This window comes from Vibrio sp. dhg (genome assembly GCF_003443775.1).
GTDB lineage: Bacteria > Pseudomonadota > Gammaproteobacteria > Enterobacterales > Vibrionaceae > Vibrio > Vibrio natriegens.
The window spans coordinates 1,285,310-1,306,446 of record NZ_CP028943.1 but is presented as its reverse complement, the minus strand read 5'-3'; the positions used below and the strand labels follow the sequence as shown (position 1 = coordinate 1,306,446).

At 44.6% G+C, this 21,137-nt stretch carries 17 protein-coding genes; 11 read left to right on the top strand and 6 right to left on the bottom strand.

From position 1 onward, the window contains the following. The first annotated feature begins 128 nt into the window (after positions 1-128). The 3 genes from DBX26_RS06060 to DBX26_RS06050 all read left to right on the top strand — a co-directional run bounded on the left by DBX26_RS06060 (position 129) and on the right by DBX26_RS06050 (position 3,462). Complete coding sequence (locus DBX26_RS06060) at positions 129-851, top strand: vancomycin high temperature exclusion protein (protein WP_024372846.1); 723 nt, start codon at positions 129-131, stop codon at positions 849-851. A gap of 209 nt (positions 852-1,060) precedes the next feature. Beyond that, a complete protein-coding gene (locus DBX26_RS06055) occupies positions 1,061-2,431 on the top strand; it encodes a DASS family sodium-coupled anion symporter (RefSeq protein ID WP_014231587.1) in 1,371 nt (456 codons plus the stop codon). 206 nt (positions 2,432-2,637) lie between these two features. After that, positions 2,638-3,462, top strand: a complete 825-nt coding sequence (locus DBX26_RS06050; protein WP_020333018.1) for a DUF2797 domain-containing protein — start codon at positions 2,638-2,640, stop codon at positions 3,460-3,462. A gap of 71 nt (positions 3,463-3,533) precedes the next feature. On the opposite strand, the gene DBX26_RS06045 is transcribed toward DBX26_RS06050, so the two are convergent. Further along, positions 3,534-4,769 carry a cysteine desulfurase-like protein gene (locus DBX26_RS06045; RefSeq protein ID WP_014231585.1) on the bottom strand — a complete coding sequence of 412 codons (1,236 nt, stop codon included), beginning with the start codon at positions 4,767-4,769 and terminating at the stop codon, positions 3,534-3,536. Next, positions 4,753-5,409, bottom strand: a complete 657-nt coding sequence (locus tag DBX26_RS06040; RefSeq protein WP_020333016.1) for a 2OG-Fe dioxygenase family protein — start codon at positions 5,407-5,409, stop codon at positions 4,753-4,755. Before DBX26_RS06040 ends, DBX26_RS06045 begins: the two co-directional genes overlap by 17 nt. Positions 5,410-5,769: 360 nt before the next feature. On the opposite strand from DBX26_RS06040, the gene trxB reads away from it, so the two are divergent. The 3 genes from trxB to cydC all read left to right on the top strand — a co-directional run bounded on the left by trxB (position 5,770) and on the right by cydC (position 10,334). After that, on the top strand, positions 5,770-6,729 hold the full coding sequence (gene trxB / locus DBX26_RS06035; protein ID WP_020333015.1) for a thioredoxin-disulfide reductase: 960 nt from the start codon (positions 5,770-5,772) through the stop codon (positions 6,727-6,729). Positions 6,730-6,832: 103 nt separating this feature from the next. Then, positions 6,833-8,620, top strand: coding sequence for a cysteine/glutathione ABC transporter permease/ATP-binding protein CydD (gene cydD / locus DBX26_RS06030; RefSeq protein ID WP_118118249.1), 1,788 nt, complete (start codon positions 6,833-6,835; stop codon positions 8,618-8,620). Next, positions 8,613-10,334, top strand: a complete 1,722-nt coding sequence (gene cydC, locus DBX26_RS06025; RefSeq protein WP_118118247.1) for a cysteine/glutathione ABC transporter ATP-binding protein/permease CydC — start codon at positions 8,613-8,615, stop codon at positions 10,332-10,334. Before cydD ends, cydC begins: the two co-directional genes overlap by 8 nt. 53 nt (positions 10,335-10,387) lie before the next feature. Here the strand turns inward: cydC and DBX26_RS06020 are convergent, their stop codons facing one another. From DBX26_RS06020 to DBX26_RS06010, 3 genes are all read right to left on the bottom strand, one after another. After that, positions 10,388-11,725: a D-serine ammonia-lyase gene (locus DBX26_RS06020; RefSeq protein ID WP_118118245.1), complete on the bottom strand. Its 1,338-nt coding sequence runs from the start codon at positions 11,723-11,725 to the stop codon at positions 10,388-10,390. A 146-nt stretch (positions 11,726-11,871) separates the two neighbouring features. Next, positions 11,872-12,975 carry a 3-phosphoserine/phosphohydroxythreonine transaminase gene (serC, locus tag DBX26_RS06015; protein WP_041170212.1) on the bottom strand — a complete coding sequence of 368 codons (1,104 nt, stop codon included), beginning with the start codon at positions 12,973-12,975 and terminating at the stop codon, positions 11,872-11,874. A 252-nt stretch (positions 12,976-13,227) separates the two neighbouring features. Next, entirely contained in the window at positions 13,228-14,493 is a 1,266-nt protein-coding gene (locus DBX26_RS06010; protein WP_118118243.1) for a DUF945 family protein, read from the bottom strand. 186 nt (positions 14,494-14,679) lie between these two features. Between DBX26_RS06010 and DBX26_RS06005 the strand changes: the two genes are divergently transcribed. The 3 genes from DBX26_RS06005 (at position 14,680) to DBX26_RS05995 (ending at position 17,858) form a co-directional block, all read left to right on the top strand. Beyond that, complete coding sequence (locus DBX26_RS06005; protein WP_118119760.1) at positions 14,680-16,620, top strand: ATP-binding protein; 1,941 nt, start codon at positions 14,680-14,682, stop codon at positions 16,618-16,620. Then, positions 16,617-17,114 carry a response regulator gene (locus tag DBX26_RS06000; RefSeq protein ID WP_118118241.1) on the top strand — a complete coding sequence of 166 codons (498 nt, stop codon included), beginning with the start codon at positions 16,617-16,619 and terminating at the stop codon, positions 17,112-17,114. Before DBX26_RS06005 ends, DBX26_RS06000 begins: the two co-directional genes overlap by 4 nt. A 198-nt stretch (positions 17,115-17,312) precedes the next feature. After that, positions 17,313-17,858 (top strand): hypothetical protein, encoded by a 546-nt coding sequence (locus tag DBX26_RS05995; RefSeq protein WP_014231575.1) that lies wholly within the window; start codon positions 17,313-17,315, stop codon positions 17,856-17,858. A 174-nt stretch (positions 17,859-18,032) separates the two neighbouring features. Here DBX26_RS05995 and DBX26_RS05990 read toward each other — a convergent pair whose 3' ends face one another. Then, positions 18,033-18,620, bottom strand: a complete 588-nt coding sequence (locus tag DBX26_RS05990) for a TfoX/Sxy family DNA transformation protein (RefSeq protein WP_014231574.1) — start codon at positions 18,618-18,620, stop codon at positions 18,033-18,035. A 370-nt stretch (positions 18,621-18,990) separates the two neighbouring features. On the opposite strand from DBX26_RS05990, the gene DBX26_RS05975 reads away from it, so the two are divergent. Together DBX26_RS05975 and DBX26_RS05970 are read left to right on the top strand one after the other, a co-directional pair. Then, the gene (locus DBX26_RS05975) at positions 18,991-19,911 is read left to right on the top strand and encodes an HDOD domain-containing protein (protein WP_014231573.1); all 921 of its coding nucleotides are present in this window, start codon (positions 18,991-18,993) and stop codon (positions 19,909-19,911) included. Between the two features lie 110 nt (positions 19,912-20,021). Continuing rightward, positions 20,022-20,927: a lysine exporter LysO family protein gene (locus DBX26_RS05970; RefSeq protein WP_014231572.1), complete on the top strand. Its 906-nt coding sequence runs from the start codon at positions 20,022-20,024 to the stop codon at positions 20,925-20,927. The last annotated feature ends 210 nt before the right edge of the window (positions 20,928-21,137 follow it).

The following is a 21,137-nucleotide window of genomic DNA, read 5'->3' as shown; positions in this document are numbered from 1 at the left end:
ATAGGGGCTTTTGTTTTTTAAACGTTTTTTTATCATCCTAACCGTATTTTGGCACAAATGGACTTCTCTCTTTTTGTTTGTATCAGATATGATGAGACATACACTTTCATTTAAGGATAAAAAACGTTTTGTTGTTTTCTCGTATAAGGTCAAAGTGGATGCTTAAATTTACATGGAAGCGACTTGCTTTGATTTTGTCGATCGCTGTACTTGGCCTGCTGATCTCCGTTATAGCCATCGACAGATGGGTAGTATTGCAAGCCAAAGAGAACATTTTTACTGACTACGAACCAATACCTCAGCATGAGGTAGCCGTCGTACTCGGTACGAGCAAATACATCGGAAAGGTCCTCAACACTTACTACACCCATCGCATCAACGCTGCAATTGAGCTTTACGAGCAAGGTAAGGTGAAACAATTTTTGCTCAGTGGTGACAACGCCCACCGCTCTTACAATGAGCCATGGACGATGAAACGCGATTTACTCAAGGCAGGCGTACCAGAAGAAGTCATTCATCTCGACTACGCGGGTTTCCGTACGCTCGATTCGATTGTCCGTGCGAAAAAGATATTTGCTTCCGAGCGCTTTCTGATTGTGACCCAGCGTTTCCACTGCGAACGAGCACTGTTCATTGCCAATGCGTACCACATAGACGCCCAGTGTCTTGCCGTCGCAGGCCCAGTAACAAACAAGCAGAAAGCATCGATGCGCATGCGCGAACTGCTTGCCCGCGTTAAAGCATTCCTCGATCTTTACGTGATTGATACACAGCCGAGATTCCTTGGTCCTCAAGAACCGATTTTTGCTGTGAAAGAGCCTATCGAGCCAAGACAAGTCCCTGTGGAATAGCCACTAACGCTTTTAATAACACTTCTATAAAAAGAATGGGTAGCAATCTACCCATTTCTAATTCCCAACATCACATTTTCATATTTGCTCTACGATTCAAGCAAAACTCAATTGCTCATTCAAAGTAACATTTAATCAATAAATAAATACAAGTCAGTTACTTTGCCATAAAAAACCGACAAAAAGGCAATGAATAAGGAGCATACCCCATGACCGCACTCGCTGTGACATTGAAGAACTGGTTCTTCACTCGCAACAGCATGATATTGAACGCAAATATCCTGCTATTCATTATCTTGTTTAATACCCTACCCTTTGAACCGCAAGTCGTAACCGGCATTAGCATCTTAGTTTTTGTTGCGATTTTGTGGCTAACGGAAGCAATTCACGTAAGTATTACAGCATTGTTGATACCGCTACTCGCCGTGTTTTTAGGCGTGTTTAATACACAAGTCGCGCTCAACAACTTTTCTAACTCAATCATCTTCTTGTTCTTAGGTGGTTTTGCCCTGGCGGCGGCGCTGCATAAGCAGAAGTTAGACCAAGCGATTGCCGATAAGGTGTTGATATTAGCCCAAGGAAAAATGTCGGTAGCCGTCTTCATGCTGTTTGGTGTGAGTGCGGGTTTGTCGATGTGGATCTCTAATACTGCGACCACAGCAATGATGCTTCCTCTGGTTCTCGGCGTGATGACCAAACTGGATGGCGATAAAAACCATCGCACATTTCTATTCGTTCTGCTTGGTATCGCATACAGCGCATCCATCGGTGGTATTGCCACTCTCGTTGGTAGCCCACCAAATGCAATTGCTGCAGCTGAAGTTGGTCTTAACTTTACCGAATGGATGAAGCTTGCTCTGCCAATCTCTCTATTGTTGATGCCAGTTGCGGTTTTGGTTCTGTACGTTATGACCAAACCTGATTTGAGCCACAAGTTTGAACTTGACCACAAACCTGTCGAGTGGACAAATGGCAAGAAGGTCACTCTGGCGATTTTCCTTCTGACAGTGACGCTTTGGATCTTTAGTAAACCAATCAATGCGATGCTAGGCGGCTTTGCTAAGTTCGACACGCTGGTGGCAATTGGCGCAATCCTTCTACTCGGCGCATCTCGCGCGGTTGAATGGAAAGACATCGAGAAAACAACCGACTGGGGCGTATTGATTCTGTTCGGTGGTGGTATCTGTCTAAGTAACGTTCTTAAAGATACTGGCACCAGCGTTTTCTTAGCACACAGCTTGTCAGGCTTTCTGGAACAGGCAGGCGTTCTGCTGACAATTCTTGCCGTCGTTGCCTTCGTTGTATTCTTAACTGAATTTGCGAGTAACACCGCAAGTGCAGCGTTGCTGGTACCCGTTTTTGCCACCATTGCAGAAGCACTCGGTATGTCGCCTGTCATTCTTTCAGCATTGATTGCTGTCGCCGCTTCGTGTGCGTTTATGTTGCCAGTAGCGACTCCACCAAACGCGATTGTATTTGGTACCGGTCATATCAAGCAAAAAGAGATGATGCGCATCGGCCTTGTTCTGAACATTGCATGTATTGGCGTACTAACACTTTTCGCTTGGCTTTTCTGGTAAGCAAAGACTTTTTACTGCTGTACCTCGTCGTTTCGTTCCCCCTGAATGATGTACAGCAGTTTCCCGACTGGTGGCCAATTGGCCACCTTTTTTTATCTTAGTTCCCAAAATTTAAAGCTCCTATTTTCCGCCAACATTCTATACCCCCCTGCCCCTGACTTTGCATTCAGTATATACTGTGCAAAAACACAATAATGAGTAATGTTATGTCCTTAATTGCAACTGGTACGCTTAACAAAATGCGAGCTTCTCTGGATGGCGCAGTAAGCTATCGTCTTCCCGTAGGTGATGAAGAGATTGACCTTTCTCCATTCCTTGGCCAAACGCTAACACTGACCCACACTGGCAATATTTTCTGCTGTTCTTGCGGCAAAAAAACCAAAAAGAGCTACTCGCAAGGTCACTGCTTTGTCTGCATGAAGAAGCTAGCAAGCTGCGATATGTGCATCATGAAGCCAGAGACATGTCACTACGATCAAGGTACGTGTCGAGAGCCACAATGGGGCGAAGAAAACTGTATGGTGGATCACTTCGTGTATCTGTCTAATACATCCAGCCTTAAAGTCGGTATCACTCGTCACACTCAAATCCCAACACGCTGGATTGATCAGGGCGCGACTCAAGGTTTGCCGATCTTTAAAGTAAAAACCCGCCACATTTCTGGCTTGATTGAAGTTGAGCTGGCAAAACATATTGCCGATAAAACCAACTGGCGCGCATTGCTTAAAGGTGATGGAGAACCGATCGAACTGCAGGACCGATTTGCAGAACTTCTGCCTTTAGTGGAAGACAAAATCGCCGAAATCAAGCAGCAATTCGGTGAGGATGCAATCGAAGTATTAAGTGAAAGCATCACGGATCTTAGCTATCCAGTGCAGCAGCACCCAACTAAGATTACTTCACATAACTTTGATAAAAACCCGGTTGTGACGGGCATTCTGCAAGGTATTAAAGGCCAATACCTGATTTTCGATACTGGCGTCATCAACGTGCGTAAGTTCACTTCTTATGAAGTTGAAGTCAGCGCATAAAAACTGACGACTTTTATATACAAAAAAGCTCGAGCTAAATGCTCGAGCTTTTTGTTTTCTATTTGAATTCACTAAGCATCAAGAATGCTTTCAATCACATCAAACAACATATCCACTTCTTCAAGTGTGTTGTAATGCATGCAACCAATTCGCACAACACCACCGGTCTCTTCCAGCCCAAGCTGACGAACTAAGCCCAGTGCGTAAAAATGCCCGTTCCAGACACAAATATTGTGTTCGCCCAAGGTTTTCGCAATAAATTCTGGCGAATATTTATCGAAGGTCAACGCAAATGTTGGTGTACGAAGCTGCGTATATTCCTTATCGATGCCATACAGTTTGACGCCCTCTAGCGCATCTAATCGCTGTAAGAAACGCTCACTTAATCGTTGTTCATGCTGAGTATAAAGCGCAAAGCTTTGTTCAAGTCTTTGGCGAAGTGGTAACCCTTCTTCACCAAACTGCGCTAGGTATTCAACAGCTGCGGTTACGCCAGCCAAGCCTTCAAAACTTTGTGTCCCTGTTTCAAACCGACCTGGGCCGATATTCGTTGCTGGCTCAACTTTATATGGGCGGATGCTGTGTAACCATTGGTCAGCAACGTATGCTATTCCCACATGAGGACCGAAGAATTTGTAGGCAGAACATGCAAGGAAATCACATCCTAACGCCTGTACATCTACAAGATGGTGCGGCGCATAGTGCACTGCGTCGACGTAAACTTGAGCGCCAACTTGATGTACCATTTCCACAACACTTTGAATATCGACAATTGACCCTGTGGTATTCGAAGCATAAGTGACTGCGACCAAACGCGTTTTGTCAGACAACAAGCTTTGTAGATGTTCAAGATCTAGCGTACAGTCATCCTCATTGATACGAACCTGATGAACGACTGCGCCTTTGTCTTCCGCGGCTTGCTGCCAGCTAGAAACGTTTGAATAGTGATCTAAGGCAGAAACGATAATCTCATCGCCCTCTTGCCACTCTCGGCTGATCGCACGACTTAATTGGAAAGTCAGCGATGTCATGTTCGCACCAAATACAATGTTGCCAGAGGACGGCGCATTCAATAGCGCCTGAGCCGACTCGCGCGCATTTTGCATCACATCAACGGTCGTTTGGCTAGAAAAGTAATGCCCACCCAAGTTCGAGTTGTAGTAACCAAGGTAAGCCACCATAGCGTCAAGAACTGACTGTGGTACTTGTGAACCGCCCGGACCGTCAAAAAAAGTAACTGGTCTGTCGTTATGGTACTGCGCTAACGCAGGAAACTGTTGTCTGATTTGATTAAGATTGAAGTTCATTACGCTTGTCCGTTGCCGTAAGTACAAATACATCCATATGGCCAGCTTTATCGTCAATCACAGAGCGGATTGGACAGGCGTTATGCCAGAGTTTACTGTCTGCCAACATTGCGACTTCACCATTCTCCAGAACTTTACGGAAAAATGGCGCTTGGTTGTGGCTGCTGTATAGCATGATATCGCCACCAATGATGTTGTGACGGCCAACCCCTACCATTGCGATGTGATCAAAGCCATCTTGGTGTACACCTTCTGGTGCTACTTGAGTCTCATCTTCAAATGCGGTGATGCGGATTTGGTGAATTTCAATTTCTTGTCCATTCACTAGGTGATTCGCATTAACAAACAGCTCGCACATTTCTCTAAAGCCTTCACTAAGCAGAATATTCTTTTCTATCGGCTCAAATTGGCGAACAACATCACCCTGGAATCGGTTGATATCTGAAGACTGAACAAAGCTGTTTTTGTTCAAATCGATGACTTTGCCATTTTCAAAACTGACAACAGAGTAACGTCTCAAGCGGTATTGGCCATCGGCATGATCCGTATGAGGTAGCGTTTCAAAAGATGGTGAAAGTTGCTCAATTGCTGCCATGCTGAGCTGGGTTAAATGTAGAGTATTCTCGCGTGAATGTAACATCATTTGCTCCTTTAATGAGGCACATTTAATTAACATTTAATTTACACGATAGATTACGCAAATATTCTGCAATTACCAGCTTTTGACGTTGATAACTTCAGCAAATATCAAAAAATACAATAAAAAACCACAAAATTAAGATTAGATAGTTCCATGTTTCAGATTTTAACTTTGGCAACATTTGAAACTAGATATCTCTACTGTCATTAGAATTTTATGCTAGAGCAAAAAGTAGCCTACTACTTCAGAGTAAGTTCTAACCTATAACCAATTATTAGATCTCTATCCTGCTTTATGCTTTTAAAGCTATAAGAATTTCCATACAATCGAAGGAAATGTTCAGCCCTTTTTGGAGCCATAATGAGCGACGTAAAACATTGTAAACTATTAATTCTCGGTTCTGGCCCTGCGGGTTACACGGCGGCAGTGTACGCTGCACGTGCAAATCTAAACCCAGTGCTGGTAACAGGAATGCAGCAAGGTGGTCAGTTGACCACAACAACAGAAGTTGAAAACTGGCCTGGCGATGCGGAAGGCTTAACAGGTCCCGCGCTAATGGAACGCATGAAAGAACATGCTGAGCGCTTTGAAACCGAAATCGTCTTTGACCACATCAATGAAGTTGAATTAACTCAACGTCCTTTCCGTCTGAAAGGCGATTCTGGTGAGTACACCTGTGATGCATTAATCATCTCAACAGGTGCGTCAGCAAAATACTTAGGTCTTGATTCTGAAGAAGCTTTCAAAGGCCGTGGTGTATCCGCTTGTGCTACTTGTGACGGTTTCTTCTACCGTAACCAGAAAGTGGCGGTTGTCGGTGGTGGTAATACAGCGGTTGAAGAAGCGCTTTACCTTTCAAACATCGCATCTGAAGTTCACCTGATTCACCGCCGTGACTCGTTCCGCGCTGAAAAAATCCTAGTGAACCGCCTGATGGATAAAGTGGAAAACGGTAATATCATTCTTCATACCGATCGTACCCTTGATGAAGTTCTTGGCGACGATATGGGTGTGACTGGTGTTCGCATTAAAGATGTAAACACAGGCGCAACTGAAGATGTCGATGTAATGGGTGCCTTTATTGCGATCGGCCACCAGCCAAATACGCAAATTTTTGAAAGCCAACTTGAAATGAAAGATGGCTACATCATCGTTAAATCTGGTTTAGAAGGTAACGCTACACAGACCAGTATCGAAGGTGTATTTGCGGCAGGCGACGTGATGGATCATAACTACCGTCAAGCAATCACTTCAGCGGGTACAGGCTGTATGGCAGCATTGGATGCAGAACGCTTCCTTGACGCACTGAATGACAAATAACTTTTCATATTTGTGCCATATCCTTAAAACCCAGCGGTATTCCCGCTGGGTTTTCTTTTGTATACTACCGCCTCATTAAAACAATTATTATTAAGCCTTTACAATGGATAAGAAAAAGCATAGCAGCTTGAACAAGTGGCTTAAGCAACAAAGTAAGTTAGCCAAGCGCTGGCTTATGATTGCGATCGGCCTAGGCGTACTTTCAAGCGTGTTTTTATTGGCTCAAGCAGCCCTGCTCGCCTCTATTCTTCATCAATTGATCATCGAACAAGTCGACAAAAGTGAACTCATTTGGCACTTTGTCGGACTGGGTGGAACCGTTATTGGTCGTGCAGCCTGTACTTGGGGTCGCGAAATCGCCGGTTATCGTTGCGGTGAACAGATCAGAGTTTATATTCGTCAACTTATTTTGGACAAGGTCCATAAGTTGGGGCCGGCTTACATCAAAGGTAAGCCAGCAGGTAGCTGGGCGACGTTGATCTTAGAGCAAGTGGAAGACATGCAAGATTTCTTTTCTCGCTACCTTCCTCAAATGTCGTTATCGGTTTTGATTCCTTTCATCATTCTGATCGTCGTGTTCCCTGTAAACTGGGCGGCTGGTTTGATTTTCCTGGTTACGGCTCCTCTGGTCCCTATCTTTATGGCATTGGTTGGAAAAAAAGCCGCAGAAGCAAACCGCAAAAACTTCAAAGCGATGCAACGTTTGTCCGGTCACTTCTATGACCGTCTACAAGCCATGACGACCATCCGTCTGTTTGATCGTACCAAGTCTGAAACAGAAACGCTCAAGGGAGCCTCTGAGGTATTCCGTACCCGAACAATGGATGTGTTAAAAATCGCATTCTTGTCTTCGGCAGTTTTAGAGTTCTTTACCTCTATTTCCATCGCGATTACCGCCGTTTACTTCGGTTTCAGCTACATCGGTGAGTTAAACTTTGGCTACTATGGCGCAGGAGTAACGCTGTTCGCAGGTCTGTTTGTTCTGATCCTAGCCCCTGAGTTTTATCAGCCCCTACGCGACTTAGGTACTTACTACCACGCGAAGCAACAAGCGGTTGGCGCGGCAGAAAGTATTGTCGAGTTTTTGGAACTAGAGGTCGATCACGTAAAAGACGGTAACCAGATTCTAGACCAAGACGCACCGATCCAGATTGAAGCCAATGATCTCGTCGTCCTTAGTCCGGAAGGTAAACAACTTGCAGGGCCTCTATCTTTCTCTCTAGAAGCCAATCAAAGCACAGCACTTGTTGGCCCAAGTGGTGCAGGTAAAACCAGCCTTGTGAATACCATTCTTGGCTTTATGCCTTACCAAGGCAGTCTAAAAATCAATGGTTGTGAGTTATCACAACTCGATCTTGCCACATGGCGTAAAACTATTAGCTGGATTGGTCAAAACCCGATGTTGCTTCATGGTAGCATTCGTGACAACGTCACGTTGGGTAAACACAATGTCCAAGACGACGCAGTCGATGTCGTGCTAAAGGACTCACACGCTGCAGAATTTGTTGAAATGCACGGTCTGGATTACCCAATTTCTGATCGTTCTGGTGGTTTGTCCGTTGGTCAGGCACAACGTCTGGCTCTTTCTCGAGCTATGCTGCAAAACGGCCGTTTTTGGTTACTCGATGAGCCAACTGCGAGTTTAGATGCACGTAGCGAAAGACTGGTAATGGAAGGGATCAGTAAATATACCCAATCAACCACGAACCTGATGATCACTCACCAACTTGCACCATTGAAAAACGTCTCTCAGATCTTAGTGATGCAAAACGGTCAGATTGTTCAGCGTGGCGACTACACAACTCTCTCGTCTGAGGACGGTTTATTCAAAGACATGCTAGAAGCTAATTTAGCCCAGCGTGAATCAGACAAGGGGAACTTAGATGCGTGATTTACTCCCTTACTTAAAACTGTATAAAAAGCACTGGTTTGGTTTGTCATTAGGGATGCTATTGGCATTCCTGACTCTTGCAGCTTCAATTGGACTGTTGACCCTTTCTGGTTGGTTTATTTCTGCCGCTTCAGTCGCAGGATTAACCATCGCAAGAGAAACCTTTAACTACATGCTTCCTGGTGCAGGTGTCCGTGGTGCAGCCATGGCACGTACCGCTGGCCGTTGGGGTGAGCGCGTGGTGAGCCACAATGCCACATTTAAGCTGCTTACCGATTTACGCATATTCTTCTTCGAGAAGCTTTCTCCGCTTATTCCGGGTCGAGTTTCAACCATGCGTGATGCGGACGTACTTAACCGCCTGGTTGCTGATGTCGATGCGATGGATCACGTCTATTTGCGCCTTATCAGCCCAGTGATAATAGGTATATTCGGTATCCTGAGTTTAACCGCGGTGCTGGCATTCTTTGATTGGCACTTGGCAATGCTGTTAGGTTCCGTACTCACTGTTATGCTGTTGGTTTGGCCGGTGCTGTTCTACAAACTCGGCAAAAAGAATGGTGCACACCTGACACATCGCAAAGCTGAATTGCGCGTTGCGACTCTTGACTGGCTGCAAGGCTATAGCGAGCTCAGTATTTTTGGTGCAGAAGAACGTTACCGCAACTTGATTTTAGACAAGCAAAAACAGCTGCTTTCCAATCAGTTTGTTAACGCGAATCTCACTGGTATGGCATCAGGTCTACTGATGTTGGCTAACGGTCTGACGCTGGTAATGATGTTATGGTTTGCTGCGGATGGCGTTGGTGGTCGAGCTCCGGATCCGTGGATTGCGCTTTTCGCCTTTGCAACCATGGCAAGTTTCGAAATCCTAATGCCTATTGCAGGTGCGTTTCAGTATCTGGGTCAAACCTTGACGTCGGCACGCCGTCTGAATGAGGTTATTCTTGCTAAACCAGATGTTGTTTTTCCTCAGCAGTCGAGTCGTGAAGACAAACCGTTGGATATCGAGTTTGACAACATTAGCTTTGCGTATCCGGATGGCCAGCAAAAAGTGCTGAACGATTTATCGCTATCTCTGCCTCTGGGTTCAAAAACGGCAGTGGTTGGTCAAACTGGTTCGGGCAAGTCGACACTTATTCAACTGCTGTGTCGCTACTGGGACGTGAACCAAGGTGAAGTACGTATTGGTGGCGCATCACTAAAAGACTGGGGCGAATCTGATTTGCGTTCAGCTATTACCGTCGTTAGCCAGCGTGTAGACGTACTAAATGGCACACTGCGTGACAACCTCCTGATGGCTGCGCCCGACGCAACTGATGAACAACTGGCTGATATTTTAACTCAAGTTGATCTTGGCGGTCTGCTTGAAGAACCGGGTTTAAGCGCGTGGTTAGGCGATGGAGGTCGTCAACTTTCTGGTGGCGAAAAACGCCGTATTGGCATTGCTCGAGCGCTGTTACGTGACGCACCAATTCTGCTGTTAGATGAGCCTACAGAGGGCCTTGATAAACGCACGGAGCAAAAAGTGATGGCGTTATTCAACCAGCACTTTGCTAACAAGACCGTAGTGTTCATTACGCACCGACTCATCGAGCTGGAGAATATGGATAACATCTGCTTGATGGAGCAAGGGGAAATCATTGAGCAAGGCAACCACAATGCATTGATAGCGCAACAAGGTCGCTACTTCCAATTGTTGCAGTCTTTATAGAGATAAAAACGCAAAGGGCTCATCACAAGATGAGCCCTTTTTATTGGCAAGCATCAATTACAGCGTTCTGACTGAGCTAAATATGCCGCCATTTCTGCTTCAGGAACCATGCCGCCGCCCGTCGCCCAAACGAGATGCGTTGCACCACTCAGCTTCTCTTTACTAATGTTCATACGAGCCAGGTATTCTTTGTTATTCGACACATGAACCGCACCGACCATTCCAGCAAGCGCAGACGGCTCGAGACGAATATTTTCAAGATCACTCAACTCACCTAAATGATGGTACATACGCTCATCGGAAATGGTGTAATACCCATCTAACAACCTTTCCATTGCCCGTCCGACAAAGCCAGAAGCCCGCCCCACTGCGAGACCATCAGCGGCAGTCACATTATCAATGCCTAAATCCTGAACTGAAATTTGGTCATGCAAACTGGTATGCACACCTAATAACATGCAGGGAGAGTGAGTTGGCTCAGCAAAGATACAATGGACGTGGTCACCAAAAGCCATTTTGAGCCCAAATGCGACACCGCCCGGGCCACCACCCACCCCACATGGCAGGTAGACAAACAGTGGATGGTGTTCATCGACAGCAATGCCTAACTCTTCAAACTGTTGCTTCAGTCGCTTCCCTGCAACTGAGTATCCCAAAAATAGAGTTTGTGAGTTTTCGTCATCAATAAAGAAACAGTTAGGGTCTTGCTCTGCCTCTTTACGGCCCTGTTCCACCGCGACACCGTAATCTTGTTCGTATTCAACAACATTAACACCATGAGAACGGAGTTTGTCTTTTTTCCATTGGCGAGCATCGGCAGACATATGGACTGACACAGAGAACCCAAGTTTTGCACTCATGATGCCAATCGACATACCTAAGTTACCGGTCGAACCTACTGCGATAGAGTATTGTTGGAAAAACTGGCGAAACTCCTCACTGAAAAGTTTGCTGTAATCATCCCCTTCACTCAGTAATCCCGCTTCCATCGCGAGCTTTTCTGCATGCGTCAATACTTCGTAAATACCGCCACGAGCTTTTATTGAACCTGAGATGGGTAGATGACTGTCCTTCTTCAACATTAAGCGACCCGAAATCGGGGTTTTATACTGAGTTTCCAGACACGCTTTCATCTTGGGAATATCAACAACAGGCGATTCAATAATGCCATTATTACCAGCGGTTTCAGGAAAGGCTTTCATGATGTAAGGCGCGAATCGCTTCAAGCGTTGGCTCGCAGCATCAATATCTTCAGCGTCTAAACCAACGTAAGGTAACCCCTCTTCTAAAGGAGTCACATTTGGGTTAAACCAGCAGACTTCTTTCAAATCGATTAACTGCGTCAGGAGGGGAAATTGTTTTTGTAGTTCTTCGGTATTGTGCAAAGCCATGTTAATCCCATCTTATTCAACCTTTGCAGAGGTAAAGTGCGCAACATGAAAAGTGGTGTGATGTTTGGCTCATCTACCCATGCGTTGGTTAGTTAAACAAAAGCGCCGCAAGTGCGACGCTTTGAGTAGTTCAGTGTTGGTTCAAACTACGCGTACTGTTCTTCGAACTCTTTCATAAAGTCTACAAGCGCCTGAACACCCTCAAGTGTCATTGCGTTGTAGATTGACGCACGCATACCACCTACGGCACGGTGACCTTTCAGAGATTTCAAGCCTTTCGCATCGGCTAGCTCTAAGAAAGTGCTATCAAGCTCTGGCTTCGCTAACTGGAACGGTACGTTCATCAGTGAACGGTTAGCAGAGTGAATGCCGTTACGGTAGAAATCTGACTGATCAATGAAATCGTAAAGCAATTTCGCTTTTGCACGATTCACTTTCTCAATACTCTTAACACCACCTTCCGCTTTTAGCCATTTGAATACAAGGCCAGATAGGTACCAAGCAAATGTTGGAGGCGTGTTGAACATAGACTCTTTTTCTGCAAGTACAGTGAAATCTAGAATGCTCGGCAGTTCTTGTTTTGCCATACCCAATAAATCATCACGTACGATAACGATAGAAATACCAGATGGGCCGATGTTTTTCTGAGCACCCGCATAGATAACGCCGTATTTAGAAACGTCGATCTCGCGCGAAAGAATCGTAGAAGACATGTCAGCAACAATTGGCTTGTCGGTAACAGGTAAATCGTTGATTTCAATACCGTCGATGGTTTCGTTAGGGCAGAAATGAACGTAAGCCGCGTCTGGTGCAATTTCCCACTCACTTGCAGGTTTTACTGCCAGTTTGCCGTCAATTTCTGTTTTTGCGTCAAAAACGTCTGGTTCACAGTATTTCTTCGCTTCTGCGACTGCGCTTTCTGCCCAGTAACCGCCATCAATGTAAGTAGCAGTTTTGGCTTCACCCAAAAGGTTTAGCGGAACAGCAGCAAACTGAGCGCGAGCGCCACCTTGGCAAAATAGGACTTTGTAGTTCTCTGGAATGTTTAAAAGGTCACGCAGGTCTTGTTCAGCTTCTTCAGCAACTTTAATGAACTCTTTGCTTCGGTGGCTAATTTCCATCACGGAAGTGCCCAGACCTTGCCAGTTTAATAGTTCATTTTGTGCTTGTTGCATAACTGCTTTTGGCAGACCTGCTGGTCCTGCGCTGAAGTTAAATACGATGTCCGTATTTTGTTCCATGATGCTCATTGCTCCTGCTCAATATATGTCGAAATTAATGTACTCAAATAATCTCGAGATGCGGGCTTAGGAAGGCTTTTAGGGTCATCAGCGCAGACACTGTTTATCGCGCGAAAACTCTCTAACAAAGTTCCGATGCCTTCATCTTGATATATGTTGGGTATATCACGTTTTTGCGGCGATAAAAACAAGAAAAGAGGTCCTACGACCTCTTTTTAAACTGAAAACGCCATATGAGCGTAATTAACTAACGATGATTGTCTATTTTTGCATCAGCGCTGGCATCAATAACGCGATCAATGGGAACTCGTGTCCGTTCTCGAATTTTAACTTACCATCACCGATTTGAGCCTTAAGTTGGTAACCACCCTCAACTTTGTCGATTAACTCCATGATTAACAACTCATCTATTCCTTCTTGAATAAACGGGTAATGATCAACTAACTCATCGGAGAAATATGTACTCAGAGCGCCGTTAGTTACATTGACTAACTTCATCGGATTCTGGGTGATTTGCTCGGTACCTTGCGGTATAGACAATTCCCATTCGTTATGGAATTTACCTTCACCAAACGCGAGTGACAGTTCGTTCACTGAAAGATTAAAGCCTTTACTAAACAGCGTATCAATGTGAGGTAATAGGCTGGCAACTTCTTGCTCACTCAGCACCGCAGAGCTCTGATAGATAGACATAATCTCATCGAACGACTGGCTATCGACATCGGCGATGGAAAAGTCGAGCTTAAAGTCGTCAACATCGGTGCCATCCGTAAGGCGCAGGTTTTTCGCCGCCAGATTAAACTGACTGTTCAGCTTTTCGCCCGTCTCATCCGTCGCTGTATTACCACTGTAGTTAGCATTTTCAATTAAGAACACCGGGGTCATAGTAGAATCCACCACATCCAGTTTCTCTAACGAAAATACCTGCTCACCTAGCCAGTAACCTTTAACTTGTTTTCCTTTGCCCTGCCCTGTCAAACCGTTCAAATGCAGTTCGTCACCGTTGACAAAATCAACCTGAACATAGGGAACCGAAACCTGATAATTAAGATCGCCTAAAACCGTCACGTTACCCGATACTTTCGCAGGGCTTGTCGACACTGAGATATCTTCAGCTTCATTGCGGTAATGCCAGCTGTCTAAGTCCAATGTAAATGCAGTATTACCATTGAGTTGAGTCTGACTTTGCAACGTAAGCGGCAAAAAGTCGTTTTCTACTAATTTTGAATCCGCAGTGAGGCTGGTTAGCCCATGGCTAACATCACTTGTGACATCAAAAGTTGTAGGTATGCTGTCACGCAACAATTGCGTCTTTAACTCCGGGTCAACTACCGTATATCGGGTTAGCACAACCGAAGACAGGTAACCACGCTGATACTCAATCACTTCTCCTTTGACCATTTCATCGTTCATATTCGCGATACCATCTTCAATGATGGACTGACCAATTTGACCAACGGCGAGTGGCCAACAGAGCGCGAGTGAAATTGCACCGCCAATGGCGCCAAGTTTTTTAAGATTTTGCATAACGTCACTTTTCAGGTATTTGTGTTCAGTCTAACCCAAACCCTCGGCGGATAAAACATTGAGATAAATCAGACTATTGTTGCTTATTCTAGACCATTAATCAGGAATCATACTTAGCTCGCACTCATTCCGTCGTTTTATTGATAGGGTTTGCTTGGAGAAGTTTTAACCGGAGCTCAACTACCTGTGAATCGCTACGCTGTATTGTGTCTCGACAACAATCCAATCAGTGCCGAACAGTTTCGATTGGAGCTGTCTGCTTTCTCTAGCAAATTTGATATTTTTTCTGTTGAATCGATTGAAGAAGCGCAAAGTGCACTTGAGTATCTAGAACAACAGAAGCAGACTGTCGCACTCGTCATCGCCAGCCACCATGCTCATTTTAACGGCGTGGAATTTCTTATTGGTCTCGACCGGGCACCACATACAGAAAGCGCACGAAAAATCCTCATTAGTTGCTCTTCGGATATCCAAGCGATACTCACTGCCGTTAACGAAGGTCGATTAGACCACTGCCTGACAAAGCCGCTCCCGGATAAGGTGCTATTTAATACGGTTCAAAAAGAGTTAACACAGTTTATTTTGCGCAACTGTCATGAGGACTTGCTCGGCTACAGCCAAGTACTGGACCAACATAAATTGCTGCGAGCGCACATTGAGAATCAGATGCAGAAATACCAAGCGGGCTTTCTGCATGACTATCACTCAATGTCCGATGCAGAGCTTGCAGAGCAAGTAATTACCGCCTTGCAACTGTTTTTCAAAGACAGCGACGACACCCATGCCTGCCGTACCTACTCGCCTGAACATTTATTGACGGTTGAAGGTGAACCCAACAACTTTCTCTGGTTTATCACCAACGGAGACGTTGCTCTGTACAAAAGAGATGAGCAAGGCGTTCAAAGAGAAGTCGTTCGCTACACGAAAGGTAACATTGTCGGCAGCATGTCATTTGTGACGGGTGAAAACTCTTTCTCTACCGCACTGACATTATCGAAGACGGAAGTGATCAAACTCGATCGCCAAGTGTTCCACAACGTCATGCAGAGTGATTCTAATCTGCTGCCACTCTTCACCAACTTACTGCTACGACACTTTAATCGACGTTTGCAACGCAGCATCAATACCAAGTTACAGCTGCAAAAAACACTTGAATCGTTAGAGTCGGCTCATCAACAACTGATTGAGCGAGAAAAAATGGCCATGCTTGGTCAGCTCGTTGCCGGTGTTGCCCATGAACTCAACAATCCAATCGCAGCTATTTTGCGAGGGGTAGAAAATCTCACGCATACCCTTGAAAGCCTGCTGACAGGGCTTCCTAGCTCGGATATCCAGAACAAAGGCGTGCAACTGCTGTCTCAAGCGCAAAATTCTAAACCAGCCTCAACCTCTGAGCTAAGAGCACGAGTAAAACAACTTAGCCCTATCCTGCCGGATCGCACGTTAGCCAAAAAAATCGTCAATCTCGGCTTAGAGTCAGATGATGCGTTGTTGTCGCAGCTCGCGAAAAAACAGGATAGTGCAGCTCAGACACTTGGAACACTAGAGCAATATCATAAAGCGGGGGCTTCTCTGCGTTCAATTAACGTATGTGCAGCCCGTATCGCTGACATGGTAAAGAGCTTGAAAGGCTATGCACGTGCTGATGATGAAAGCATGCATTACGCTGATATCCATGAAGGCATCGAAGATACCTTGGTTATCTTTGAAAACAAGTTGAAAATGCACCAGGTTTCAACAGACTACGATAACTTACCGCGAATTCTTTGCCAGCCTATCGCTTTACAGCAGGTTTGGACTAATCTAGTTTCAAACGCCATTGACGCTTTTCCGGATAAAGGTGTGTTAAAAATCCAGACCAGGCTGGTCGAAAAAGATCAAAAGCGATATGCCGTGATTTCATTCGAAGATAATGGTTGTGGTATTCCAGAATCACAGAAGACATCAATTTTCGAACTCAACTTTACGACCAAAAAAGTGGGCAACTTTGGCTTAGGAATCGGGCTTTCTATCTGCCAGCAAATCGTTTCTGCTCACCACGGATGGATTGAAGTGGAATCAGAACTCAACAAATACACTCGTATGACAGTCTGGTTACCGGTCATCGAAGAAGGAGATGAAATATGACAAAGTATCTGATTTTATGCGTCGATGACGAAAGAGAAGTCTTGGATAGCGTGTTGCAAGATTTAGCTCTCTTCGAAGAACATTTTATTTTAGAAGGCGCTGAGTCCGTGACAGAGGCAAGACAAGTAATTGAGGACATGGCGGACGAAGAAGTAAAACTTGCGCTCATTTTGTGTGATCACATTATGCCGGAGCAAACTGGAATTAGCTTCTTGATTGAACTAAGCCAAAGTGCTGACACAAGAAGTGCCCGCAAAGTGCTACTGACCGGTCAGGCAGGATTAGAAGACACCGTAGAGGCAATTAACCACGACAGTTTAGACTATTACATTGCCAAGCCATGGAGAGGAGATGAACTAAGACAGGCGATCCTCTCCCAGCTTACTTCGTTCGTTATCGAACAGGATGATGACTTGTTATCCTGGACAACCGTCCTTGACTCAGAAGCCATTTTAAACGCGATGGCAGAGCGTAGAGCAAGCTTTGGTGAATAAACCAATCCGTTAAAAGTGCGCCATCATACATGGCGCACTTTTTGCTTCAATTGAATAACAATTAAGTTAATTGACAAAACATCGACACATTTATGTTGGTCGAAGACCTCTCTTTTGATTATGATGTCGGACAAATCAGATTACAGTTCAAGTGCTTGCTTGGACTCATGGAAAAATAAACAAGGTTTATCGTTAGTTATGCGTAAGACACTATTAGCCACAGCCCTATTATTAGCATCAAGCCACGCCCTAGCTGCGAACGGCAATACGCCTGCAACTATGAGCAACTTTAGTTACGACTACGTCGAAGCTCGCATTGGCGCAAGCCCGATGACATTTGGTGCTGGCGTTAGCAAATCAATTCACCCAAATGCACACGTCATAGCTCGTATCGATTCTGAGTTTGAAAGCGACTTTGATTCAGCAGCTGGTTTTGGTTTTCACTCACCACTTAATAACTGGGCAGACCTGACAGGCGAAATGCTGATGCGCGTTGTTCAACCATCTCACTCAAGCAGCACTGATGTGGGTATGGAACTAAACCTGGGCGTTCGTCAGTGGTTAGGTCCTCAATTAGAAGTAGGTGGTAAAGTTGGCTATGTTTCTATTGATGACAACGACGACTGGATGGGCTCTGCCTATGCACGTTTCCACTCAACTGAGTTGTTCTCTCTAGGTGCAGAAGCTCGCATTAACGACTTTTACGGTGATCAAGTTATGTTCACTACGCGCTTCAAGTTCTAATAAGCACAAGCGAAAAACAAAAACCGAGGCATTAGCCTCGGTTTTTTATTTGGTAGAAATAACTCGCTCTAATAAAGTGCTCAAAAGTATCAACATCCCTTTTCTACTTTTGATGCTTACTTTTACGAATCGCTAACGCCAGAGTAAAGTCATTCATTAAATAAGCCCATTACGTTAGTTACACAGCTCTAAAAGCTGTTTTTTACGTGGCTCTTGAATGAGTTTCCAGTGCACTCCATCAATCGCACCAGCAAACTTCCAAAGCAGTTTGACATCTACATCGTTACCGTAAGCCTGTCTTACTTTATTGAAAACTTCCACAGGCCCAAGCTCCAAAAATGCTTCAACATCATCAACGCCGGCTTTTTTCACCATACGCTCAAGTGTAAGTTGCATGTTCGGCAAATCCCTTAGCCGTCTACTCGCAGATGATTTTTGGTATTTGCGTTCCTTTACTGAGTACTCTATTGATTTTTTTAACAGTTCATCTAAACCGGAAAAGCCGGATTCAAACAGCTCTGTCACATCATAATAATTAACGGTTGCCGTCGTTTGTCTCTTGACGTGCTTATATTTTTCACAATTTAGTTGCATCAGCTCTTCGTCTAGCTCATTACCGCCACGTAGGTAACAGCAGTCATTACTGACAAGAGCGAACATGGCATCATCGCAAAATAAGCCGATGCCGCCAAACATGGAACGTTTCTGATATTGACTAAAATTGCGTACGTATTTAAAAAAAGCTTGGTCTGTCATGTCCATTGACCTCTTTAATCTGAATAAATTACCCCGATTAGCGATGTCACCAGATAAACAGCAGCTTGTAGCGAATTATAAAATGTCGATTTGTTGGCGATATATTTGTAAATTGTGCTTACCAACTTGCTTAATCATACTTAACGACGAAAAATAAGTTAGGACATAAGTCACATATAAAAAAGTATAAATTCCCCATACGTGATTGATTTCACAGTTATCCTTCTTTGTAGCGGTATTTTTTTGACACCTTGTAGACTGAATCAACAATTCATCATGATATGTTAGGTAATTGAGTATACAGAGAACGCATTTCATTGATAATGCGCGTGTTGAAAGGGTACACTGTACCAAAGATTATAAGTACAACGTCATAATGGAACACCTATCATTTTTTTGGCTACCAAATAACAAAGATAAGCTTTTAAAAGCGCTAGAATCCGAATTCGCACAACTGGTAGAGCAATCTATTACTATCGGTAAGATTTCTTTACCTCCGATACCTGATGCCGTGCTTAAAATTCAGCAATTGTGTCAGGAAGAAAACACAACGATCGCCGATATTGCGAACTGTTTGTTAGAAGATCCTGGATTAGCAGCCGTTGTGGTGCGGGTCGCGAACTCGGTCATTTTTAACCGTAGAAACATCACCTGCAATGATCTAATAACCGCTGTCTCACGTTTAGGCATTCTGCGCGTGCGTGACATTGTTACCGCTCAAGCAATTGAACAGTTGAAACACTCACTAAATCTAACCAGCGAATGTAACGCGATCATGGTGAAAAGTGCTGCGGTTTCCCGTGAGCTTGGTGCTGTGATGGTGTTAATTGTGCAAGAGTTCCGCAAGCACGATCCTGTGACATATGGACACCTTGAACAAGAAAAAGCATTGTTAGTCGGCTTGTTAGCAGATATAGGCCTATTTTGTCTTATTAATGAGTACAATATGTACCTCGAAAGAGGCAACTATCTGGATCAAGATATCGCGTTACAAATCTTCCAAACACGTTGCGCTACCACCAGTAATCTGGTGCTAGAACGCTGGGGATTTGATAACGATTACAGAGAAGTATCATCGAACGAAAAGTACGTCACTTCTCGCCCAGATGTCAGTTACTTAGACATAGCCAGAATTGCACACCATCTGTTAATGTTCCGCAATCAAGATGAGCGCATTAACGAACACGAAGTGGAATTCAACCTAACGGGCGCTGAGATACTTTATGAACTCAGCAATATGAGTGATGAGGACTTCCGTCAGGAAATGAACACGGTTTTAACCACCAGTGGCTTGTAGACCTTATTTTTAATCAAAACGTCATCCACAGTAATGGCTCCACTCAAGGTTGAGTGAGTGTTGATCTGTGGCCAATTTAGGCTTATCTCACAAAGGAATAATTGAGTTTTATGTTCTCAGGGATGCTCTTCATTTTTGCCCCTCTCGTCGTCGGGTATTTAATTCCTATTTCTCGCGCCGCTTTACTCGAGAAAATTAATCAATCTACCTCTTACCTTATCTACGTTATTCTATCGTTGATGGGGCTGAGCCTCGCTGCACTTGATAATCTGGGTAGCAATTTACAAAGCATTCTGCTTTATGCGAGTACTTTCTTTATTTGCTTAAGTGTCTGTAACCTTCTTGCACTGCCTCTTGTCGACAAGATAATTCCTCTAAAGACCGATCAAAGCCACAGCAAGTTACCTCTTTCTTCAATGGCTCTGGAGTCTGCCAAACTGATCCTCGTCGTTGGTGGTGGTTTAGTGGCAGGTTTGATCCTTCCCATTGACTTATCTTGGGTAGACACCGCAAGCGAGTGGATACTGTTCCTCTTGCTGTTCTTTATTGGTATTCAACTGCGCAATAGCGGCCTTACCCTCAGACAGATTTTGTTAAACAAGCAAGGCATGGCCATTGCGGCCGTTATCATCGTTACTTGTATGCTTGGTGGCGTAATTGCTTCATTGGTCTTGGATCTTCCCTTATATAAAGCATTGGCAATGGCGTCTGGATTTGGCTGGTACTCATTGGCAGGTATTTTGATGGGCGATGCGTTTGGTCCGGTATTTGGCGGCGCCTCTTTCCTAATTGAGCTGATGCGTGAATTAGTGGCATTAGTTGCCATTCCACTATTTATCCGCCGTTACCCATGTACCGCGATTGGTTATGCTGGCGCAACAGCAATGGACTTTACTTTGCCAGTCATCCAAACAACGGGAGGCGTACGTTGCGTACCTGTTGCCATTGTTAGTGGCTTTATTTTGAGCTTGCTCGTGCCTGTGATGATGCTTTTCTTTGTATCACTTGCTAGCTAGATCTCAGGTTTTGCCTTTAACATCCATTACAATACGGCAAAAATTTAAAAACCTAATTAACGTTGAAGTCGTCAATTAAGTAACGACACCTTACTTCGCTATTTGAATCAACAGCCCAAGACTCTCTTAGCTCCAACATGAATTAAGGGTCATTCGTCATAGAATGAGATTTAACGTTAATTAAGGAATAACTATTAGAATAGAAGGAAG

Excerpts from the sequence above, each read along its gene's own strand:
- cydC (WP_118118247.1), top strand. The coding sequence starts at position 8,613 with ATGCGTGATTTACTCCCTTACTTAAAACTGTATAAAAAGCACTGGTTT.
- DBX26_RS06050 (WP_020333018.1), top strand. The coding sequence starts at position 2,638 with ATGTCCTTAATTGCAACTGGTACGCTTAACAAAATGCGAGCTTCTCTG.
- DBX26_RS06040 (WP_020333016.1), bottom strand. The coding sequence starts at position 5,409 with ATGTTACATTCACGCGAGAATACTCTACATTTAACCCAGCTCAGCATG.
- cydD (WP_118118249.1), top strand. The coding sequence starts at position 6,833 with ATGGATAAGAAAAAGCATAGCAGCTTGAACAAGTGGCTTAAGCAACAA.
- DBX26_RS06055 (WP_014231587.1), top strand. The coding sequence starts at position 1,061 with ATGACCGCACTCGCTGTGACATTGAAGAACTGGTTCTTCACTCGCAAC.
- DBX26_RS05995 (WP_014231575.1), top strand. The coding sequence starts at position 17,313 with ATGCGTAAGACACTATTAGCCACAGCCCTATTATTAGCATCAAGCCAC.
- DBX26_RS05975 (WP_014231573.1), top strand. The coding sequence starts at position 18,991 with ATGGAACACCTATCATTTTTTTGGCTACCAAATAACAAAGATAAGCTT.
- DBX26_RS06010 (WP_118118243.1), bottom strand. The coding sequence starts at position 14,493 with ATGCAAAATCTTAAAAAACTTGGCGCCATTGGCGGTGCAATTTCACTC.
- DBX26_RS06045 (WP_014231585.1), bottom strand. The coding sequence starts at position 4,769 with ATGAACTTCAATCTTAATCAAATCAGACAACAGTTTCCTGCGTTAGCG.
- DBX26_RS06000 (WP_118118241.1), top strand. The coding sequence starts at position 16,617 with ATGACAAAGTATCTGATTTTATGCGTCGATGACGAAAGAGAAGTCTTG.
- DBX26_RS05990 (WP_014231574.1), bottom strand. The coding sequence starts at position 18,620 with ATGGACATGACAGACCAAGCTTTTTTTAAATACGTACGCAATTTTAGT.
- DBX26_RS06020 (WP_118118245.1), bottom strand. The coding sequence starts at position 11,725 with ATGGCTTTGCACAATACCGAAGAACTACAAAAACAATTTCCCCTCCTG.
- trxB (WP_020333015.1), top strand. The coding sequence starts at position 5,770 with ATGAGCGACGTAAAACATTGTAAACTATTAATTCTCGGTTCTGGCCCT.
- serC (WP_041170212.1), bottom strand. The coding sequence starts at position 12,975 with ATGAGCATCATGGAACAAAATACGGACATCGTATTTAACTTCAGCGCA.
- DBX26_RS05970 (WP_014231572.1), top strand. The coding sequence starts at position 20,022 with ATGTTCTCAGGGATGCTCTTCATTTTTGCCCCTCTCGTCGTCGGGTAT.